Raw genomic sequence first — 20,448 nt, 5'->3', positions numbered from 1 at the left:
AAATTATGAAAAGGACTTCTATTTACATAAGATTAAGAGTGATTTATATTCTTTACCTTCTAATGCTATGTCCTTTTTTTATATTTTCTGCCCAAAGTCAAGGTTATAATAATAACGAATGGATCTTCGGATACTGTGGCCGCAATGCAGAAAATAATTATATTTCTTTTGGAAAGGGCAGTACACCCAATGTAAACACCCTGCCCGGCTCGGTGGTAATCGGCCAAAACAACAATGCCATCGCCATAGACCCGATTACCGGTGAACCTTTATTCTATACCAATGGTGAGTTGGTTTATAATTATCTTGATGACCTGATACAAGGCGCTCCCAATGGGATAAATGGTGATTTTGAGGGTACGCAAACCGTCGCTATCGCTGCGCTAAACTACGAACAAAACGGCGAAAGAACATTTTATACCTTTTATATTAGCCCCGCTGGGGAATTGCAATATTCGGTCATTGACATGAATGCCCAAGGCGATGCGCCCGCCAATAGCCCTCCTGCTGGCGAAGTCACTAGTCTCAATCAACCCATTTCTTCTGCTTCCGGCGCCATCTCTGTCATCAAAACTCCTGACTCGCCAAGCTATCTGATCAGCTATGAAGGTGGGCAACTGGTTTCCAGAGAAATCACCAATCAGGAAGGGGTATTCACCGAAATGGACTTCCTAAGCCTGCCCAACGCTCCCGATCGGATGATTTTTAATGAAGAGACCTCGCAACTGATTTTATTGCCAGAAGATTCTTCTTCACCTATCACCGTCCTGGATTTTGATACCTTAAGTGGCACTTTCTCCAGCCCTCGAGAAATAACTTTCTCCACCAGCATTCCCTCCGTAAACTATGGCGGGGCCGAATATTCCCCTGACGGGAATTTCATTTATTTCACCCGAGGAGATGAACTTCTCCGTGTCCCTACAGACGACCTGGAGGCGGAGCCAGAGATTATCCCTAGCCCAAATCCCTCAGGAAATGTAAATTCCCAACTATTAGATATCAAGGTGGGGCCAGACGGCCAGCTTTATTATATCTATCAGGAAGAAGGAAATGACGCCTTCTATGTAGGCACCTTAGAGAATCCCGATAATCCTCTATTGGAGGAACTGGAAGTCGATGCTGATCCCTTCGAAGGCACTGACTTTTGTGGCGGCCAATTCCCATTATTTGCTCCTAATGAGGACATCGACGTCACCGTAGATTTTACCTATGAGCCGCAAGATCCCTGTATGAATAATGCCCTTCAGCTGACCTCATTTTTGGATCCTGCAAATATACCTATAAGATCCTATGAATGGGAGCTAACTCCTCCCCCTACGGACGAGGACGGGTCGGAGATTGAGCTTGAGCTCAATGAGGAGCACCTGCTCCTGCCTGCAAATGCCACCAATCAAGAATCTGTAACGGTCACCTTAACGGTGGAGCTAGCGGATGGAAGCAGTCAGACCGTCAATCACACCATCAGCTTTACAGAAAACAACCTACAGGCCAGCTTCACCCCATCCGACACCACCACTTGCAAAACCTGTCTCGACCTGAATGAAATGCTAGAGGTGAGCTCTGGCGAAGAAGGACAAGGTGGCTCAGGTGGAGGATCCGGTGGGGGCATCGGAGGAATCCCAGGCACTGGCGGAGGATCGGGTCAAGATGGAGAAACTGCTTATGAATACTTCTGGTCCAATAAGAAAGAAGAAGGATGGATCGGTGAAGGTCCTAATGAAGTTTGTAAACCTGGCACATATTGGGTTTTAGCTAGAGAAGAGGGATCCACATGCTATGTATATGCTGAAACCACCGTGAAAATGTGGGATCCAGTGGCCAATGAAAAAGTAGATGATCAAACCAATAATATATGGTATTTCGGAGAAAATGCAGGCTTAGACTTCAACCCTGACCCTGACAATCCGGATGGCCCGCTACCAAGACCTGTGGAGGACCCTGGCTTTGACTGGGACATTCCTGCCGGTACCACGACTATTTCTGATCAAACGGGACAGGTGCTTTTCTATACGGATGGCCAGTCGGTATGGGATCTTAATGGAAATCTCATGGAGGGAGGCGAGGATATAGGTGGAGACAATACCTCCACGCAAAGTGTGATCGCCATCAAAGTCCCTCAAGAGCAAACCTTATATTACCTCTTCACCACCCAGTCCAATAGCAGCGGCACCAATACGGTGAAGTTTTCCCTGGTGGACATCAAAGGTGAGAATACTACCGGAGTGGGAAGTGTGGTAAGTCCTGACAATTTCCTCTTCAACCCAGGAACAGAGCAATCCGCCGCTATTGAGTCTGGCGACACCACCTGGGTGATGTTCCATGAACTGGGCAATAACACCTTCCGGGCCTACCCCGTAACCTCCCAAGGTATTGGGCAGGCGGTTCCCAGTTCGGTGGGCACCAATCATGGCTATGGAGCGGGTGTAGGTTCCATGAAATTCAGCCCTGATGGAGAACAAGTCGCCGTAACCATCTATGATGAGAATGGCTGCAGCACTGTCGATATATTTGATTTTGATGAGTCCACAGGCGAACTTAAAGAATACGCTACCATTGACCTTGGCTGTAGTGATGAGGTATATGGGCTGGAGTTCTCCAGTGATAGTAATAAGATATTTGTGTCTTATAGAGACGGAAAAGGAATCGAAGAGATCGCCATCAAAGGCTTGGAAATAGATGATGAGGAAGGTGGAAGTGAGATCTGCCCTACCTGTTTTGCTGATGCCGAAAGCCGTGACCAAATAGAGGCTTGTATAGAAGCATCCCGAAACCTACTTTCTGGCAGTGCTGGAGGAGATCTGGGAGCCATACAGATGGGGCCAAATGGTGTCATCTACGTATCGGTGGTCGGTGCACCGCAGGTGGGCCAGATCAACCCTGGCTCTGACTGCAACCCTAGCTCCTATACGAGCCAAGGTCCCGCAACCAATGGCAGCAATAACCTTGGTCTCCCTTCCTATGTCCAAAACTCAGGAAGCAATATCCCAGAGCCAGAATTATCAGGCCCTGACCGACTGTGTCTGGATCAAGGGCTGGCCTTGGCCGAATTCCAAGGTGCCGGAGAGCCAGATATAGACTTTTACAACTGGGCCATTCTTGATATTGATGGAGGCGAGGTCTTTTCATATTCAGGCACAGGAGACGATTTCCAATTCCTGGAGTATGAATTTGATTCCGCAGGAATATTCACCGTGACCTTGAATGTGGAGCGCTGTGGAAATCCGGACTATTATAATGGTCAATTGGATGTAGAGGTAGTAGGCCCACCCCCATTGACTTTGGAGGATGATATCACTTTATGTAGTGGCAGCCCCATTACCCTGACAGCCATAGAAGGATATGATCCTTCGGAGGGACTGTACGATTTCGAATGGACCAATGCCGCCGGAGACGTTTTTGGGGACAATAACTCCAATTCGATCGAGGTGACGGAGGAGAGCATCTATACCGTAGTGGTAAGCTTTAGACCTCCGGCAGATGCTGATGAATCCTTCCAGGCCTGCTCGGCGATGACCTCTGTTTTTGTAGGCCCGGCATTTGAATTTGAATTGACACAGGAGGCGGAAGAGAGCTGTTATGAGGAGAATTATATCACCTTCGCCCCTGACACACCTATCAGCGGGCAGTGGTTCTACCAGCTCCAGGGAAGCACCGAAGCCCCCGTATTATTGGGAGCAGGATACGAGTGGGAAGTCAATCCCGAAGAGCTTCCTAGCCCTGGTGTTTATGATATTATCTTCGCTGCGGAAGACCCTATTCTGGAGGGCTGCGTGGTAGAAGAGAGAGCTAGCTTAACAATAAATCCATTACCCGAATTTACGATAGACCTGATCACAGGACAGAGCACCTGCGAAAATCCCACGGGAAGCTTTGCGATCACTATGCTGGAAGATGCCAACAGCGTTTCGATTATAGAAAATGGTGAGGAGTTTTTGAATGTGGCCAATGGCGATGTGCTTGGGCCATTTGAGAATTTGCCTCCGGGCAATTATACCGTTATAGCCGACCGTGGAGGATGTGAGTTTGTGGAGGTGGTAACCATTGCCAATGCGACTCCGCCGGGTGATTTCAGCTATGAGGTGATCGCCAGCCCGGAAACCTGCGGCCCGGACGGGATCTTACCAGGAAGTATCGTGATCAATATGACTGGGCTCGCCACAGAGGCAGACTTTATCATCACCAATGAGGACAATGGAGATCAGATCGCAGGATCTATCACCAACTCCACTGTCACCGTTGAGCTAGGAAAAGGAAGCTACGCTGTGGAGGTTTCCGAGCCTTCTGGCTGTATATTCCCCGATACGCAACGCTATTTAATAATAGGCAAATCGTTGGTTAACTTTAGTGCACCCAGTCAAGTTCAGGCTTGTGAGATTTTCTATTTCGCACCTGATCCCCCGCTAGGGGTCAATTATACCATCACCTTCGAGGACGGCAGTATTTACACTCCACAGCCCAATGGCATCTATACCCTGGATCAGGAAGGAATCTACACCATTCGAGGTGAAGATCCTTCGGGTGAAAATTGCCCAAGGATTAGAGAAATGGAGGTCGTCCTCAATAATCAGGTCCGGTATGATATAGAAGAGCTATATGATTGCGACACTGGTCTACGCTACCTTGCGGTGCTTGATGATGAATTTGATCCTTCAAATTACAATTTCTTTTGGAGGAATGTGGTTGGAGTAATTGTCGGTAGAGAGCAAAGTTTTGTCCCTAATAATCCTGGTGACTTCAGCCTGGACGTACAGCCAAAACAGGGCGCCGCTTGCCCAGCAGCATGGTTGGATTTCTACGCACCAGAAGTCCCGGCCAGGGTCCCTGTGGAGATCATCATCGAAAGCGGATTATGCACCAATACTAGCACAGGCATCCTACGAGCATCCTACGATGCTCCGGCCACTGCCAACCTGGAGCCTGCCTGGTATCGCGTCACTGCTGACGGTCAAAGTATCCGTATTCCTGAATTTGACGGTCTTGATGAAATAGCAATAAATGAAGAAGGGACCTATCGGGTGCGGCTTATCAATTCGGTTTTTGGGCAGACATGCTCCGTCGGAACGGATAAGGCGACCTTGGTGGACTCCGATGCTGTGGCCCCGGAACTAGAGGATAGCTATACCATCTGTGCGGTGGAAGGGATCACGGAAACCCTTCAGCCCACCGGCGAATGGAGAAGATACCAATGGTACCTGGAGGATGAATTGGTCAGCAGTAACGCAGCCTTCACCCCTACATTACCTGGGGACTATACCCTTATCGTGACCGATATCGCAGGCTGTACTTTTATGGAGACCTTTACGGTGATAGAAGATTGCGGACTGAAGATTACCACCCCAAATGCACTAATCCCTACTGATCCAGAAAGGAATTTTGTGGTATATGTAAACGATTATGTGGATGAGATATCCGTATTGATCTACAACCGATGGGGGGAATTGATTTTCCATTGCATCCAGGAGAATGTACCCGAAAACAGCCCATTTTGCACTTGGGATGGCACCGTAGGCGGCAAAAAAGTCCCTATCGGAACCTATCCTGTGGTGATCAAGTTTAAGAGTAGAGACCAGAATTTGGAACAAATAGTTAAAAAAGCAATAGTAGTAATCGAGTAAATATGATCGCATTGATTTCTCCAGCTAAAACGCTGGATTTAGAACCAACTAAGGTAGCCTACAGCTCCCAACCGGATTTCAAATCTGACATTAAAACCTTGGTATCGCTGATGAAAAAAAAGTCAGCAAAGGACATCATCCAGCTGATGAAGGTAAGTGACTCATTAGCCGAGCTAAACGCCGACCGGTATAAGAGCTTCTCTGGCGAATTCAACTCCGAAAATAGCAAGCAAGCCCTTCTCACCTTCAAAGGGGACGTCTATAAAAGCATGGAAGTGGACCAGTATAGCCAGGAGGATTTTGAATTTGCCCAGAATCACCTGCGGATTTTGTCCGGATTATATGGCTTGCTCAAGCCTATGGATCTTATTCAGCCATATCGTCTGGAAATGGGCATTTCTTTGGAGAACAAAAACGGCAAGAACCTCTATGAATTTTGGGGTAACAAAATCACCAAGGCGATTGATAAGGCCGCAGCTGGTCAAGCGGTGGTCAACCTCGCCTCCAACGAATACTTCAAAGTCGTGAATAAGAAAGCTCTGAAAAGCCCCATCATCACGGTCAATTTCAAAGAATACAAAGAAGATAAATACAAGGTAATCGGATTCTTTGCTAAGCAGGCACGAGGACTGATGGCGGACTATATTATAAAGAATAAAATTACCGATCCCGAGCAGCTAAAGGTTTTTGCAGAGGATCGTTATGAATTCTCCGAGCCTTTAAGCTCTGAGAAAGAATGGATTTTCGTGAGGTAGATTCCCTTTCATCCGAGCCCCTCACGCATCAAATGGTGATTTACCAGAATATTACCCATGAAAAACAAGTTATTTTACCTGCTCATTATATTGATCAGCCTGTCCTCTTGCTCTGTATTACGCAGTTCTCAGCAGACCCAAAGGGGTCAAGCAAGCTATTATGCAGACAAATTTAAGGGGCGACCAACCGCTAGTGGCGAGAAATACCGTCATGGCAAAATGACTGCCGCGCATAAGACGCTACCCCTGGGAACCAAGGTAAAGGTAAAGAACCTTCAAAATGGCAAGACTGTAAAAGTTAGGATCAATGATCGTGGGCCATTTGTGAGTGGGCGCATCATAGACCTCTCCAAAAAGGCCGCAAGAAAGCTGGACATGGTCCGTGCGGGGGTGGTTCCTGTGGAGATAAAATGGAAATAGCCGAAGCATGCCCTCTATGGACATAGAACCAGACCTAGGATAATAGGGACTGAAAACCTAAGTAGTCAGGGATAGTACCGAGAGTTCCATCCGCTTAGCGGATTGATAGCTATATCAGATTCCTAATGCCAATCTATCTATCGGAATTTTAAGGATTTATAAAAGTCATAATAATAAAAAGGCTGCCTCCATACTGGAAGCAGCCTTTTTAAATTTATATCTACTCTTGGCTTAAGGTTCAAGGGCTTTTACACCTGGAAGCACTTTGCCTTCCATATGCTCTAGCAAAGCTCCGCCGCCTGTAGAGACGAAGGACACTTTTTCACCATAACCAAATTTATTAATTGCAGCAGCAGAATCACCACCACCGATAAGGCTAAATGCGCCATTTTCAGTAGCTTCCACAAGGGCATCAGCCACCGCCTTAGTTCCTTTGTCAAAGCTAGACATTTCAAAAACACCCATAGGGCCATTCCAAAGAATGGTTTTAGAGTTTTTGATCACCTCGGCGAATATCTTACGAGACTCTTCACCAATATCCAAGCCCATCCATCCGTCAGGGATTTCACCGCTATTGGCCACACCCTGCTCAGCATCGTTAGCAAATTCCTTAGAAGTGATATTATCCACTGGCAGGTAAAGGTTTACCCCCTTGGCTTTAGCTTTTGCTTCCAGCTCCTTGGTAAGTTCCATTCTATCAGCCTCCAAAAGGGAGTCACCGATTTTGCCACCTTTTGCCTTAGCAAAGGTATAGGACATGCCACCACCAATGATAAGGTTATCCACTTTATCCAATAATTTTTCGATGATCAGGATCTTATCAGAGATTTTTGCACCACCCATAATGGCAGTAAATGGTCTTTCTGGCTTTTCCAACACCTTATCGGCATTTTCTAATTCAGACTGCATCAAATAGCCACACACTTTATCGTTAAAATAATCTGCAACGACGGCAGTGGAAGCATGGGCACGGTGAGCGGTACCAAAGGCATCATTCACATATATATCTCCCAAAGAAGCTAGTTTTTTTGAAAATTCCGGATCACCAGCAGTTTCTTCTTTGTAAAAACGAAGGTTTTCAAGAAGCAAAATTTCACCTGGCTTCAATGCTGCTGACAGCTGCACGGCCTCATCGCCGATACAATCCGGGGCAAATTTCACCTTACGGTCAAGGGATTTCTCAAGGTCAAGCAAGATATGCTTAAGAGAGAATTTCTCATCGGCACCACCTTTTGGACGTCCTAGGTGGGACATCAAAATTACTGATCCGCCATCACTAAGGATTTTCTCAATAGTCGGCAAAGCGGCCTCAATACGAGTGTCGTCAGTTACATTAAAATTAGCATCCAAGGGTACGTTAAAGTCCACTCGTACCAATGCTTTTTTTCCTTCAAAGCTTAGGTTGTCAACAGATTTTATCCTACTGTTCATGGTTAAATAGGTTTTTTAAGTAAAAATAATTTTCTAAATCAATGGGCAGAAGCCCTTCTTAAACGATCATTGATGGCTTTTCCGAGGCCTGATTCTGGCAATTCTTCCGCAAGGATAATATCCACGTCCAAACTATCCAAGTACCTCATATAGGCAAATAATGCATGCGCAGCCTGCTTCAGGTCCCCATTGGGGCTTAGGGCACGCTGGTGCGGAGCATCTATTTCATCAAAGACCTTATCAAAACTTAATACTGCAAATTTCTTACCTTTTTGAATAAAATGTGGCACCAGTTGATCCAGATCACCCAATATAAAAGGTTTGCGAGGCGCATAATGGCTCTTCAGCATACCTGGAGTCTTGGGATTGCTGCTTGACTGCGGCAATATCAACACATTTCCAGCCACTCTCTTAATCTGAGAAACTTCTATTCCTCCCAAACGAAAAATAGTAAGTTGTCCATCTTCGAGGCCGACAATAGTGCTTTCGAGTCCCACTTCACATTCGCCACCATCCAGCACATAAGGGATCTTGCCATCCAGCTGATCCACCACATGCTGAGCCGTGGTGGGGCTAATATAGCCAAAAGGATTTGCACTAGGTGCAGCAAGTGGAAAGTCGAGCGATTGTAACAGCTCTCGGGTAAGCGGGTGATTAGGCACCCTTACCGCCACCTGATCCAGGCCACTCGTCACCAAGTCTGGGATGATGGATTTCTTAGGTAAAAGGACAGTAAGCGGTCCAGGCCAAAACTCATTGGCCAAAGCCTCCAACTCAGGAGCAAAGGAGGTGGTATAATGACTGATCTGTTCGACACTTCCCGTATGAATAATCAGGGGGTCAAAGTCAGGTCGGTTTTTAGCTTCAAAAATCTTGGCTACCGCATCTTTATTAAGTGCGTTTCCTGCAAGCCCATATACGGTCTCAGTAGGAATACCCACCAGGTCTCCTGCTTCCAGGATGGCTTTAGCATGGCCAATATCTTTTCCGATCTTTGTCATTAGGAATCACTTGAACAAAATTCATCTATCCATTCCTGAGCCTCATTATAGCCCAGTTGTAAAGCCTGCTGTAAATGTGCGCAGCCTTCATCCACCTTATTCAAAGCACTCATTTCAGTAATGCCCAAAAGGTAAAAAGCGGCTCCATTGGTATCATCCAATGAAACTGATCGGTGGAGGGCATTGATTGCTTCCAGCGGATCATTATTGCCTACCAAGGCCTTTCCCCGGTTAAAATGTACCAGCGCTTGATTTGGATCCACACGAAGGGCATTGTCAAAGTCCAACAAGGCATCTTCATATTCTTCCATACCCAAAAGCGCCAAACCTCGATTATAATAGATATCTGTTTGGTTTAGATCCAAAGCACTCGCCATATTATAATTAACTACGGCATCCTTAAATTCTTCCTTTTCCAGATAGGCATTGCCCAAGTTCAGGTAAGGCTTATAACTTACAGAATCCTGCTTCATTGCGGCTTTGAAGTTTACAATGGCATCGTCCCATTTTTGCAGTTCGAAATAAGCCACGCCACGGGCATTGAGCGCATCAAAATGGTTAGGATTTTCCTCCAGAATACGGTCAAAATTCTCAATGGCAGTTTTAAATTCTCCCTTTCGCAGTTCGATAATTCCTGCATCGTATAGCTCCTGCTCCGAAGGAGCGCATGCCACCATTATAAACAGTAGCATGGGTATCAATAAATATTTATTCACTATTAATAATTTTTCAGACAAAGATACAAATATTAAGCAATACGGCAGCCTAATCCCTGTTTCTTTGACATTCTTAAAATTCAATTTTATTTTTTCTTAATCCAAAGAATGGCAAGCCTTAGAGGACGAATTCTGATTTACTGGTTTTCTCCAACATTCTCAAAATCGAATCATTGGATTTCACCACATCGGGGATAATATCATAATTGACCCATGCCAGGTCATTACTCTCATCACTAATGGTCAGAGGCTCATCCATGGCGGCCTCGATCAGAAACCTCACATCATAGTGAAAATGCTCCGCATCCCTGCTATTGGCAGGAATAAGGTGCTTATCAATGTCAAAAATAAAGCTATCCACAAGCTTTAGGGAGATCAATCCACTTTCTTCACGTGCCTCAGTCATGGCCACCTCCATGAGGTTATCATTGCCATCGGCATGCCCGCCTAACTGAAGCCAGCGGTTTAGTTTACGGTGATGAGTCAGTAAGGCATGAGTACGTCTTTTATTGACGATCCAGGCGGAGGCGGTAAAGTGGCCCTCTTTTCTTTCCCGGCTAAAGGCCAGCGGGTCCTCACAAAGGGCTATAAATTCTTCAACGAAAGATTTTTCTTCTTCAAAAGGAGTACGGTAACTTTTCAGAGTTCTAAGGAGTTGCTCTCTATTCATAATAATTTACTGTGGATTAAATAAGCTTTCTACAAACGTATCAAATGACCTGGCTTTGGTGTATAAGCGATCGGAATAGATCGTCACCAATATTTTAATCATTTGTGGCTGGTGGTTTACAGAGACTTTCTCAATGGCTACATTGCCAAAAAGCTGCTCTGTTCTTTCAGCCATATAGGAAGTTTTGGGCTTTAGGTATTGTTTTTCGGTGATATTGACACCGGTGGGTTTCTCCTGAATGGTCCTGTCCAGGCTCACTCTTTCGTACCCTAAATCTACAATTCGCTGACCAAAAGCAAAGAAAAGGTGGGAAAAACTTTCCGAATCCAAGGGCGCCTCATAGAATAAGGCGAGGCCATTGGCATAAGGAGAGCGGAATATCTGCAGCTCGGGCGGCACTATTTCTCCAGCTTTTTGCAAATGGATATTTTGGTAAAGGAGATCAAACAGCTGTTGTCCCTCCGCGGATTGTGACCATTTATAAGTTTCAGCCATTTCGGACTGACTGGGTGTAAAATTCTCTTTATGGGTTACTGCTGCACTTTTGTCTGTGAACAGTTTCTTTAATATATCATCAACAAACTTCATTCAGTCCTTTCTTTTTATTCTACCATCGGATAATAATTCTACCTCTCCCGCATCTTCCATGGTTCGGAGCATTTCTGCCAGATGGACATCAGCAGAGGCCAGCTTGAGCTTTACGGCGATGTCCTGATATGTTAACGCCAAGCCCTGCTCCAAAGTTTGGAATAATCGCTCCCTCAGGTCCATTAAATGTGTGCTGAGCTCACTATTTTTCTTTTTCTGTACACAAACATCACATATTCCGCAAGGCAGATCACTTTCCTCACCAAAATACTCTAATAATTGCAAGGTTCTACACATCTGTTCATTTTGAGCGTAAGCGATCATGGCCCTTACCTTGGTGATGCTATTTTCTCTGCGCTCTGCTATCCGCTGCTTGTTTAGCGGCAATTTCCCCGCATCATATCTATGGGTGAGAAAGGTAACCTGCGGCTGGTCTTTTTTCTTATTATAAGCGGCTATCCCTAGCGTATCCATACGCTCCAGTCGAGCAATCACCTCCGATTCAGGCAGGTTCAATGCCTTCGCAAGCTTATCCTCATTCACCTTTATATATTCACTAAATAGCTCCCCGCCATACATCCGCAGCAAGACCTTGATCAGTGGATCCAGCTTGACCTGCGCGATCTGATATTCATATAGCCGGCGATTGTCCACCAGAAAATGAAGAGAACTCAAGCTATAATAACCTTCGCTAAGCTCCACAAACCCCTCTTCTTGCAGGATCTTCAGGGCATGATAGGTCTGCAATAGGTCCAGATTATACGTTTGGCTGAAAGCCGAAATATCAAAATCATAACTTACCATAAGGCTGCTGCCTACGGCAATGCGGTAATAATTCGCCAGACACTGATACACACGTCTGATAAAATCGATCGGCGGGAAAGAGGCGATGGACCGCTCCTCCATCAATTCTAAATCCTTATCATGGAAGAGCATTACGGCAAAAGCCTTCCACTCATCCCTGCCGGCACGCCCAGCTTCCTGATAGTAATTCTCAGGACTCTCCGGCATATCCATATGGACCACCACACGCACATCCGGCTTATCTATCCCCATCCCAAAGGCATTGGTGGCGACAATCACCCTTACCTTATTGTCTTTCCACTCGACCTGCCGCTTTTCGCGCAGCGCCTTATCCAGTCCTGCATGGTAAAAAGTAGCCGATATCTTCAGCTGGCTGAGAGCCATCGCAATCTCCTTCGTGCCTTTACGGCTACGCACATACACGATGGCCGATCCAGGAACCCGCTGTAGAATCTCTATCGCCTTTTCAAGTTTATTTTCCGCCTTGCGGACGGAATAAGAAAGGTTCTTTCGGGCAAAGGATTTGATAAATACCTTGGGCTCACGGAGTTCCAGTTTCTCTATAATATCCACCTTTACCTTGGGCGTGGCTGAGGCGGTCAGGGCGATAAAGGGCACCGTGGGATGATATTGGCGAAGCTCCGCAATCTCCAGATAGGGAGGTCTAAAATCATAACCCCACTGAGAGATACAATGCGCCTCATCAATCGCGATCAAGTTTACCTTCATCTGCTTAAAACGCTCTATAAACAGGTCGGTTTTTAGCCTTTCGGGAGAGACATAGAGAAATTTATAGTTTCCATAAATACAATTATCAAGGGTGGTGTCAATTTCCCGCTTTCTCATTCCAGAATAAATCGCCGCCGCCAGGACTCCCCTTCGGCGGAGGTTTTCCACTTGGTCTTTCATCAGGGCGATCAGCGGACTCACCACCACGCAGATGCCATCCTGCATCAGGGCAGGCACCTGAAAGCAGATGGACTTGCCTCCACCAGTAGGCAGCAGCGCCATGGTATCATGCCCCTCCGCCACCGATAGAACTATGTCCAATTGGCGGGGCCGGAAATCATCGAATCCAAACACCGATTTTAATACAGAAAGCGCTTTACTTTTCACCTTACCACTCCAGTTTCTTTTTCTCCAAAAAAGCAGCGATCCCCTGCTTGCAATCTTCCGTCCCTCTTGCTTTTGCATTGGTCTCGGCAGCCAAATTCAGGCCTTCCACGAGTGCCAAATCAGCCGATTCATTCAGTAATTTCTTAGTAAGTGCGATGGCCATGGAGGAATTTTGGCTGGCCAGGCGCTCCGCCTCGGCACGGACTGTCGATTCGAGTCTATCAGCCTCAACCAGCTGATGAACGAGGCCCATTCGCTCGCCCATCTCAGCAGAGATCAGGTCTCCCGTCAAGAGTAATTTACGAGCATAAGCCTCCCCTACCTTCCGCCGCAAAAACACCAGTACCAAAGCAGGCACGAAGCCTATTCTCACTTCAGTATAGCCAAGCTTGGCCTCAGGTACGGCATAGGCCAAATCACAGACGGTCATCAGCCCACATCCCCCGGCAAGGGCATGCCCTTGTACCTGCGCAATGGTAAGCTTAGGGAAGGTATAAATGGTTTCAAATAGTCTTTTTAGCAATTGGCTGTCCTCGAGATTTTCTTCATAGGTATTGGATTGGAGCTGCATGAGGCTTTCGAGATCAGCCCCCGAGCAGAATACTTTGCCTTCCGCTCTGATCACCACTATCTTCACCCCCGCATCCTCCCTACATTGCTCCAATAACTGCTGTAAATGCTGCACCATGGATGCATTTAGGGCATTTCGCTTCTCAGGACGTGAAAGCGTCAGGTAGGCTATTCTATTTTCTAAATGATAGGTGACTGGCGTATCCATATGCTTTTACTTAATTCAATGAAGATAGGACGAGTAACTTGTTCTTCCAAACAATAGCACTTAGACCTAAAAAATTAATTTGACTGCTCCAGTCGTGGGACCAGGCGCCTCCGTGCCGGACATCTTCTGCCATTGGTGGCCGTCATAATGATAAACTTCTTTAGGCTTTAGCCCATTAAATTTCCATAGCCCACCTTTGCTTGACAGCAGTCCATGCGATGGCAATGCCAGCACCAGGCTATCTCCTATGCTACGTCCTTGAAGCCAACCGCCCTCATTAGGAGCACTTCTTCGCCTATTGGGCAGCACCTTATATTCCAGGTCTTTTAGGCTGGCGCCAAAATGAAAATAATAATGAGCCTCATTTTCTTTATAATCCACTGCAAGTCCCTTCGAAAGGCGATACACTAGCAGCTCATCCGCTGTGGAGGCAGATAGCCATAAGCTGGCCTTGGAAAGCACCAAAACCATCATTACTGTAGCCAAAAGATAGGCATAGGTTTTCTTATAATTGCTGCTTAGCAGCATATACCCTCCCCATATCATCAGCGTGAGCGCTATAGCCTCCCCGGCAGAAAGAAAAACCCCCTCCCTCTGCGCTCCCGGAAGCCTATGGATAAAGAAAATCACTTCATTAAGCGCCTTTACGATCACTTCCAAAACCCGAGCGAGGAGCGATAAATCGAGCCCCGTAAGAGCAAGCAATAATAAAGGAAGTCCTATCGCCATAATTAAGAATGCCCCAGGAATCACCAGTAGATTAGTGAATAAGGAATAAGTGGGGTAAACATTGAAATAATAAAGGGTAAGGGGAAGGGTCGCCAGCTGAGCTGCAATACTTACAGAGGTCACCTCCCAAAAATAATAAACGATTCTATTCGATGGCAACCAGGCTTTCACGATCCAGGGCTGAAGGATTAATATCCCCAGCATGGCCGCATAGGAGAGCTGAAATCCCACCGCAAAGATAATATTAGGCTTAAACACCATCAAAATCAAGGCAGAAAGGGCCAGCGCATTGAAGACCGAGGACGTTCTGGATTTCATCTGAGCCAAGGCCATCAGGGTAAACATCGTGGCAGCTCTCATCACGGAAGCAGACATTCCGGTAAGCAGTGCATAGGCCCATATCAGCAGGATCACAATGGACAGATAAAGGACCCGTGCTCGGACAGGCATACCGGCTGGCTTAAAGAAGAGAAGAAAAAAGCCATAGATAATCCCGACATGCAGACCAGATACCGCCAGCACATGCATGGCACCAGCAGAGGCATAAGCCTGCCCTACCTCCTCACTGAGCGAGGATTTCTGGCCAATTAGCAAGGCAGAAGCCACCTCAAAAGCTGCTCGATCCTTCATCCAGCTGCTTAAGGTCCCTAGCATCCGCCCCCGTAGATCCTGCATTTTCCCAAATATAGAAGGTGGTCCTTCTCCAAGAACTTGAATATTGTCCCCTACAAACTGGCTATGGTAGATTCCCTCATTGGCCATATAGGCGCTGTAATCAAATTCGCGAGGGTTTTGAGGGGAGGTGATACGCTCATAAGGAGAGGTAATAAGTACCATTTGGTCCGGCTGCAATGGCGCAGGTGAGCGGTGGTAGATGCGAATATTCCCCCTTCGCTGCGGTGCACCCAAAGAATCCAGCGCAAATAGTAAGGAGAGCGTATTGGCAAAACTGTTAGGTTTTGCTAAGTCATTGTGCTGGACTTTGGCCAAATAAGCCCTGGAGGCAGGATGATGAACGATATGCTCGTGATGGTGATGCGGATCATGATCAAGGGCCAGCCACAGACCCATCATAAACAACAGGCTATAAGCTAAAAATGGGAAGGCGAATCTAAAGGTATAGACCTTCCTGGACTGATTGATAATGATCAATATCAAATATACCAACCAAATGAAAATCAGGGAGAACAAGATAGAGCTAGAACTTAGCGCTGTACTTATATAAGGGTATAGCAAGACTCCAAAGCCAAAAAAGAAAAGATACCTTATAAATGGAAAATCATTAAATTTCATCCGCCCCTCTTTATCGTCCCACAAAAAAACCTTTGATGATTAATCTAAATTCAACCCATATAATTTAATAAAACCCAGTATTACAAACAAAAAAAGGGAAGCTTTTAAATAAAAGCTTCCCTTTGGGATTCCCTTGTACTCCGAGTAGGAGTCCAAAAAGTGAGAAATAATTAGTTGACTTCTAGAATCTATAGCCGACGCTAAGACCAGCATTCAGCTCAATGGCAGAAAAGCGATCTTGCACCTCACCGCTAAAGCCACGGGCGATATTGATATAAGGGGCGATGGCAAACTTGTCGTTTTGCACCCACTTATAACCTCCGCCTATTCCCAGCATAGCGCTGTTCATATCAGTGATGATCACTCCACCGCCATCAGCAGGCTCAGTAAAATCACCGAATCTATACTTGAAGAATGGATAAACATAAAGTCTTCCAGACCCCATATTGGATTGGGTAAAGTAGAAGTTATAAGAAACCAACAAACTACTGGTGTTAAATTCCTTATTTTTCTTTTGGCTGTTATACCCAAAACGGTCATTTATCAAATACTCCACGCCCACGGACTGGTCAGCATCGATAAATCTCTCATACCCTATCTCTACAGATCCCTGCAAGATGGTATTCATAATATTCAGCTTGATTTCATTTCTATTGAAATCACTGTCAGATTGAGCTTGAGCATGAAACATCAGGCCCGCTAATAAAAATACGAGTAAAAACTTTTTCATTGTAGAATTGGATTAGTAATGGTAATAAATACAAAATACTTGGTAAAATTTACTTTATTGTTAAAACAATACAATTTCAGTTACAAATATCGCTCCATTTTATAATGTAATATATCACATTCGGAAAAAATGTCGCCGACTTGTTGAAATTTAAATTTTGCATAAAGGGGCACGGCATGGAGCTGAGCATGGAGGTATAGGTAAGTTTTATCAGGCAAAAAATTTGCCTGAATATCCTCTATTACTCCGTTCATAAGTCCTTGGCCCACCCCTTTGCCACGAGCATCTTCAAGCACAGCAAATCGCTCGAGTTTGACCCCATTGGTGGTCTTCCGATAGCGGGCGGTGCCCACGGGAGTACCATTGATACGAGCTAAAAAATGAACCGAAGATTCTTCAAACTCATCGTATTCTTCTTCTGCTGCCACATTTTGACCTTCCACGAAGACCTTCTGCCGAATATCAAAGGCCTGCTGAAGCGTCTCCTTGTTCTGTATCTTTTCTACGACTAATTCTGTCATTTTTGATTTTCTCTTTTTCCACATCTTCCTGATCATAGGCCTCGATAATGGCTTTGACCAGCTTATGTCTAATCACGTCCTTACCGCTCAATTGCACCTGACCAATGCCTTTGACATCCTTAAGGATCCTCAGAGCCTCTCTCAGTCCTGATTTTTGGCGAGAGGGCAGATCCACCTGGCTTTGATCACCGGTGATGATCACTTTGGAGTCGGGGCCCATTCGAGTGAGGAACATTTTGATTTGTTCGGTAGTCGTATTTTGGGCTTCATCCAGAAGCACAAATGCGTCATTGAGCGTCCTTCCACGCATATAAGCAAGAGGGGCAATTTCTATCACCCTATTTTCCTGATAAAACTTAAGTTTCTCTGCGGGAACCATATCCCCTAAGGCATCATAGATAGGCCGAAGGTAAGGGTCGAGTTTTTCCTGCAAATCGCCAGGGAGAAAGCCTAAGTTTTCGCCTGCTTCCACGGCAGGCCTGGTGATGATGATACGTTTTACCTCTCGGTTTTTGAGTGCCCTGACGGCCAGAGCCACCGCGATATAGGTTTTGCCTGTACCAGCAGGTCCAAGAGCAAAAACCAGATCATTTTTGTTGGCTGCTTCCACTAGTTTCCGCTGATTGGGAGACTTGGGTTTTATGGCCACGCCTTTATTGCCAAAGACAATGATATCGTTATTGGAGGCATTCTCTAAGGGTTCACCTTCCAGTTCGATATATTCTTTGACATTTTCGGGCGTCAGTTGACCGAAGCGGTTAAAATGCTGCAATAGCATATTAAGCACATCATTGATTCTGATGATCTCAGGAGCCCGACCCTGGATTCTGATTTCATTTCCACGAGAGACAATTTTGCTTTTTGGAAATGCCGCCGATATCTGACGGATATTTTCATTCTCGGTTCCGAGAAAGTCCAAAAGTGGAATGTTTTCTAAAGTAATGATCTTTTCTACCAATCCTATAATTTGTATTTAGCTATAATAGATTATTATTAACAAGAAGAAAATTTCTATTTTTGTTTATACTTTACAAAAGTACAAAATTTTAATTGACTTCGTTCTATGGCCTTAGTAACATTCCTGTCGGATTTTGGGAATAGCGATTATTACGTACCTGCTGTCAAAGCAAAGATGCTATCCATTAATCCTCAGCTGAATATCGTTGATATTACCCACCAGATTTCGTCATATGACATCGCGCATGCGGCGTTTATATTGCGCTCCGTGTACCGTGACTTCCCCAAGGGGACGATTCACTTGGTCGCGATGAATAGTACGAGCGCTATGACCTCAGGGTTTATCGGCATCAAGCTGGAGGAGCATATTTTTATTGGCCCCAACAACGGCGTATTGAGTATGCTGGCAGATTATGAGCCCGGTATCATCGTGCAGTTTGCAGACATTCACATCAAGGACAGCACCTTTCCTGCCAAAGATATCCTGGCTCCCATCGCGGCAAAAGTCGCCAGTGGCGCAGCTATCCATGACTTTGGTGGCCCTCTGCAGCAAATCCGAAAAATGATGGCTCGCCAAATAAAGGCCACCAAAAAACAAATCGTCGGTCATGTAGTCCGTGTGGACACCTATGGCAACCTGATCACCAATATCCCCAAAAGCGTCTTCAACCAGCTCAACCCAGGGAAATTTACCGTGGAATTTGCCCGTGAAGTGCTCAGCAGCCTGGATCAATCCTATGATAATGTGGAGCCTGGCGATTGTTTCGCGCTGTTCAACAGCCTGGAATTTCTAGAAATCGGCATCAACCATGGCCGGGGATCAGACCTGCTGGGTTTAAAATATGACAGCCCCGTCGTAATTAATTTCCATAGAGAAGAAGAGTAAAACCTCCTAATCCACTGATAATAAAGAGCCTAATCCAAGACAGATATAATAGCTCAAAGTACTATAAAAAAAAATTGCAAATTAGTTAGGCAAAGGTATTGCAAAGAAAAAATACTTTCCTCATATTTGCATCCCGTTCAGAAGAGAACGGAAGTCATAACATAAATTGACTATCAAGCCTTGGTGGCGGAATTGGTAGACGCGTTGGTCTCAAACACCAATGAGGTAACACTCGTGCCGGTTCGACTCCGGCCCAAGGTACAAAAACCCCTTCAGATGAAAATCCGAAGGGGTTTTGTCGTTTTTAGCTAATAGTAAATTTCCATCAATCCATTGAAGGTGCATTAGGACACTGGGTTTATTCTTATTATTTCACTCCAGCTAAATACCCAGCTAAAGAATCTCCCCTCTGCCTCTATAAGGAATCAGTGCTAACCTGTTATTATCTCAGGCTGAAATAAAACTTTCTCATTAGGGTCAATATATTCTTTTCTTAAACACCCTACCCCATATTCCTAAACTTAATAGCTTGTGCTAATCCGTGCTTTTACTAAAATAAACCTCGGATTAATCACTCCGCTCAGTCTCCTAATTCCCCCTCCTCCCCTGTGATTGGCGAAAAAGGAGGTAAATACATGCGATATCAAAGACAGCCCAGGTAAAGAGACCGATGAAAGCGAGTAACAGGCTGATAAAGAGGAAGCCCGTGACCAGGCCGACGATTCCGACTATCCTATAGGGCTCCCCCATGGATTTAAGGGAGAGGATAAGACCTATGGAAAAGGGTATTAGTGAGATGCCAAACACAACGACTCCATAAATCCCCATCCACTGGCTCTCTGCGGCGCTCGGATCGTAATAAAGGTCGGAACCTATAATAATGGCATTAATCACTATTAATGCTGCCGCTCCAAACATCAGAGCGGAATTTTGGATACGCTGACCGATTCTGTAAAACCCATAGGCAAAGCCAGCATAGCTGACTAATACCAGCACCTTCAGTAGGGTATAATAGGGAGGAATCTGCTGGCGATCATCAGCCATCAGCGTCAGCTCCCAAAAGACCTCATAGGATGATAGTATGAAGTATGCCAACCCGATAATCGCTGACCAAAAAAATACCTGACGATCTTTCGCTGAGAAATCATCAGGAATAGAATCTAAACTCCGATCTACTAAGGGAGGATCCAGGGGAATCCCTAGTACCGACTGAATGATCTTTATAGTATAAGACCTTGGGGTGACCTCCCCTGACTCAATACGCTGTATGGTACGCACGCTGATATTGCAGCGCTCGACTAACTCTTCCTGGGTCATTCCCATGGACAGCCTATGCTGTTGAATTACCTTTCCTAGCTCTGGTTGTTTCATTGTTAATAGTTGTTGATTGACCATCGCAAATTGGATCTTATTATCATACCATAAGCCGAATAATGGG

16 protein-coding genes and 1 tRNA gene are annotated in these 20,448 nt (G+C 45.6%); 5 read left to right on the top strand and 12 right to left on the bottom strand.

Features of this window, described 5'->3' with window-relative positions; genetic code table 11:
- The first annotated feature begins 62 nt into the window (after window positions 1-62).
- The 3 genes from B050_RS0119015 to B050_RS0119005 are packed head-to-tail and all read left to right on the top strand — an operon-like array spanning window position 63 to window position 6,790.
- Complete coding sequence (locus tag B050_RS0119015; protein ID WP_018475553.1) at window positions 63-5,615, top strand: T9SS type B sorting domain-containing protein; 5,553 nt, start codon at window positions 63-65, stop codon at window positions 5,613-5,615.
- 2 nt (window positions 5,616-5,617) lie between these two features.
- Window positions 5,618-6,370, top strand: coding sequence for a peroxide stress protein YaaA (gene yaaA, locus B050_RS0119010; RefSeq protein WP_018475552.1), 753 nt, complete (start codon window positions 5,618-5,620; stop codon window positions 6,368-6,370).
- Window positions 6,371-6,427: 57 nt separating this feature from the next.
- Window positions 6,428-6,790 (top strand): septal ring lytic transglycosylase RlpA family protein, encoded by a 363-nt coding sequence (locus B050_RS0119005; protein WP_018475551.1) that lies wholly within the window; start codon window positions 6,428-6,430, stop codon window positions 6,788-6,790.
- Window positions 6,791-7,021: 231 nt separating this feature from the next.
- On the opposite strand, the gene B050_RS0119000 is transcribed toward B050_RS0119005, so the two are convergent.
- The 11 genes from B050_RS0119000 to B050_RS0118950 form a co-directional block, all read right to left on the bottom strand.
- Window positions 7,022-8,221: a phosphoglycerate kinase gene (locus B050_RS0119000; RefSeq protein ID WP_018475550.1), complete on the bottom strand. Its 1,200-nt coding sequence runs from the start codon at window positions 8,219-8,221 to the stop codon at window positions 7,022-7,024.
- A 38-nt stretch (window positions 8,222-8,259) separates the two neighbouring features.
- The gene (locus B050_RS0118995) at window positions 8,260-9,222 is read right to left on the bottom strand and encodes an L-threonylcarbamoyladenylate synthase (RefSeq protein WP_018475549.1); all 963 of its coding nucleotides are present in this window, start codon (window positions 9,220-9,222) and stop codon (window positions 8,260-8,262) included.
- Window positions 9,222-9,914: a tetratricopeptide repeat protein gene (locus B050_RS0118990; protein WP_229802473.1), complete on the bottom strand. Its 693-nt coding sequence runs from the start codon at window positions 9,912-9,914 to the stop codon at window positions 9,222-9,224. The genes B050_RS0118995 and B050_RS0118990 overlap by 1 nt, the downstream gene beginning before the upstream one ends.
- Before the next feature lie 142 nt (window positions 9,915-10,056).
- Entirely contained in the window at window positions 10,057-10,608 is a 552-nt protein-coding gene (locus tag B050_RS0118985) for an NUDIX hydrolase (protein WP_018475547.1), read from the bottom strand.
- 6 nt (window positions 10,609-10,614) lie between these two features.
- Window positions 10,615-11,196, bottom strand: a complete 582-nt coding sequence (locus tag B050_RS0118980) for a hypothetical protein (protein ID WP_018475546.1) — start codon at window positions 11,194-11,196, stop codon at window positions 10,615-10,617.
- The gene (locus B050_RS0118975; protein WP_018475545.1) at window positions 11,197-13,116 is read right to left on the bottom strand and encodes a RecQ family ATP-dependent DNA helicase; all 1,920 of its coding nucleotides are present in this window, start codon (window positions 13,114-13,116) and stop codon (window positions 11,197-11,199) included.
- Between the two features lies 1 nt (window position 13,117).
- Entirely contained in the window at window positions 13,118-13,894 is a 777-nt protein-coding gene (locus B050_RS0118970; protein ID WP_018475544.1) for an enoyl-CoA hydratase/isomerase family protein, read from the bottom strand.
- Window positions 13,895-13,960: 66 nt separating this feature from the next.
- A complete protein-coding gene (locus tag B050_RS22690; protein WP_157492907.1) occupies window positions 13,961-15,916 on the bottom strand; it encodes a ComEC/Rec2 family competence protein in 1,956 nt (651 codons plus the stop codon).
- 181 nt (window positions 15,917-16,097) lie between these two features.
- Window positions 16,098-16,646 (bottom strand): hypothetical protein, encoded by a 549-nt coding sequence (locus B050_RS0118960; RefSeq protein ID WP_018475542.1) that lies wholly within the window; start codon window positions 16,644-16,646, stop codon window positions 16,098-16,100.
- Between the two features lie 80 nt (window positions 16,647-16,726).
- Window positions 16,727-17,167 carry a GNAT family N-acetyltransferase gene (locus B050_RS0118955; RefSeq protein WP_018475541.1) on the bottom strand — a complete coding sequence of 147 codons (441 nt, stop codon included), beginning with the start codon at window positions 17,165-17,167 and terminating at the stop codon, window positions 16,727-16,729.
- Window positions 17,109-18,125, bottom strand: a complete 1,017-nt coding sequence (locus B050_RS0118950) for a PhoH family protein (protein WP_018475540.1) — start codon at window positions 18,123-18,125, stop codon at window positions 17,109-17,111. Before B050_RS0118950 ends, B050_RS0118955 begins: the two co-directional genes overlap by 59 nt.
- A gap of 105 nt (window positions 18,126-18,230) precedes the next feature.
- Between B050_RS0118950 and B050_RS0118945 the strand changes: the two genes are divergently transcribed.
- Window positions 18,231-19,010: an SAM hydrolase/SAM-dependent halogenase family protein gene (locus tag B050_RS0118945; RefSeq protein WP_018475539.1), complete on the top strand. Its 780-nt coding sequence runs from the start codon at window positions 18,231-18,233 to the stop codon at window positions 19,008-19,010.
- A gap of 177 nt (window positions 19,011-19,187) precedes the next feature.
- A tRNA-Leu gene (locus B050_RS0118940) sits at window positions 19,188-19,271 on the top strand.
- Window positions 19,272-19,598: 327 nt separating this feature from the next.
- On the opposite strand, the gene B050_RS0118935 is transcribed toward B050_RS0118940, so the two are convergent.
- Window positions 19,599-20,381 (bottom strand): helix-turn-helix domain-containing protein, encoded by a 783-nt coding sequence (locus B050_RS0118935; protein ID WP_229802472.1) that lies wholly within the window; start codon window positions 20,379-20,381, stop codon window positions 19,599-19,601.
- Between the last annotated feature and the right edge of the window lie 67 nt (window positions 20,382-20,448).

Origin of the sequence: Echinicola pacifica DSM 19836, assembly GCF_000373245.1 — a bacterium.
Lineage (GTDB): Bacteria > Bacteroidota > Bacteroidia > Cytophagales > Cyclobacteriaceae > Echinicola > Echinicola pacifica.
Note: the sequence above shows the minus strand (reverse complement) of the source record. Positions and strands in the feature narration are given on the sequence as shown.

What these genes read in the sequence shown, in the direction of transcription:
- B050_RS0119015 (WP_018475553.1), top strand. Translation starts at nt 63, where the DNA reads ATGCTATGTCCTTTTTTTATATTTTCTGCCCAAAGTCAAGGTTATAAT.
- yaaA (WP_018475552.1), top strand. Translation starts at nt 5,618, where the DNA reads ATGATCGCATTGATTTCTCCAGCTAAAACGCTGGATTTAGAACCAACT.
- B050_RS0118960 (WP_018475542.1), bottom strand. Translation starts at nt 16,646, where the DNA reads ATGAAAAAGTTTTTACTCGTATTTTTATTAGCGGGCCTGATGTTTCAT.
- B050_RS22690 (WP_157492907.1), bottom strand. Translation starts at nt 15,916, where the DNA reads ATGAAATTTAATGATTTTCCATTTATAAGGTATCTTTTCTTTTTTGGC.
- B050_RS0118955 (WP_018475541.1), bottom strand. Translation starts at nt 17,167, where the DNA reads ATGACAGAATTAGTCGTAGAAAAGATACAGAACAAGGAGACGCTTCAG.
- B050_RS0118990 (WP_229802473.1), bottom strand. Translation starts at nt 9,914, where the DNA reads ATGCTACTGTTTATAATGGTGGCATGCGCTCCTTCGGAGCAGGAGCTA.
- B050_RS0119005 (WP_018475551.1), top strand. Translation starts at nt 6,428, where the DNA reads ATGAAAAACAAGTTATTTTACCTGCTCATTATATTGATCAGCCTGTCC.
- B050_RS0118935 (WP_229802472.1), bottom strand. Translation starts at nt 20,381, where the DNA reads ATGAAACAACCAGAGCTAGGAAAGGTAATTCAACAGCATAGGCTGTCC.
- B050_RS0118980 (WP_018475546.1), bottom strand. Translation starts at nt 11,196, where the DNA reads ATGAAGTTTGTTGATGATATATTAAAGAAACTGTTCACAGACAAAAGT.
- B050_RS0118985 (WP_018475547.1), bottom strand. Translation starts at nt 10,608, where the DNA reads ATGAATAGAGAGCAACTCCTTAGAACTCTGAAAAGTTACCGTACTCCT.
- B050_RS0118970 (WP_018475544.1), bottom strand. Translation starts at nt 13,894, where the DNA reads ATGGATACGCCAGTCACCTATCATTTAGAAAATAGAATAGCCTACCTG.
- B050_RS0118945 (WP_018475539.1), top strand. Translation starts at nt 18,231, where the DNA reads ATGGCCTTAGTAACATTCCTGTCGGATTTTGGGAATAGCGATTATTAC.
- B050_RS0119000 (WP_018475550.1), bottom strand. Translation starts at nt 8,221, where the DNA reads ATGAACAGTAGGATAAAATCTGTTGACAACCTAAGCTTTGAAGGAAAA.
- B050_RS0118995 (WP_018475549.1), bottom strand. Translation starts at nt 9,222, where the DNA reads ATGACAAAGATCGGAAAAGATATTGGCCATGCTAAAGCCATCCTGGAA.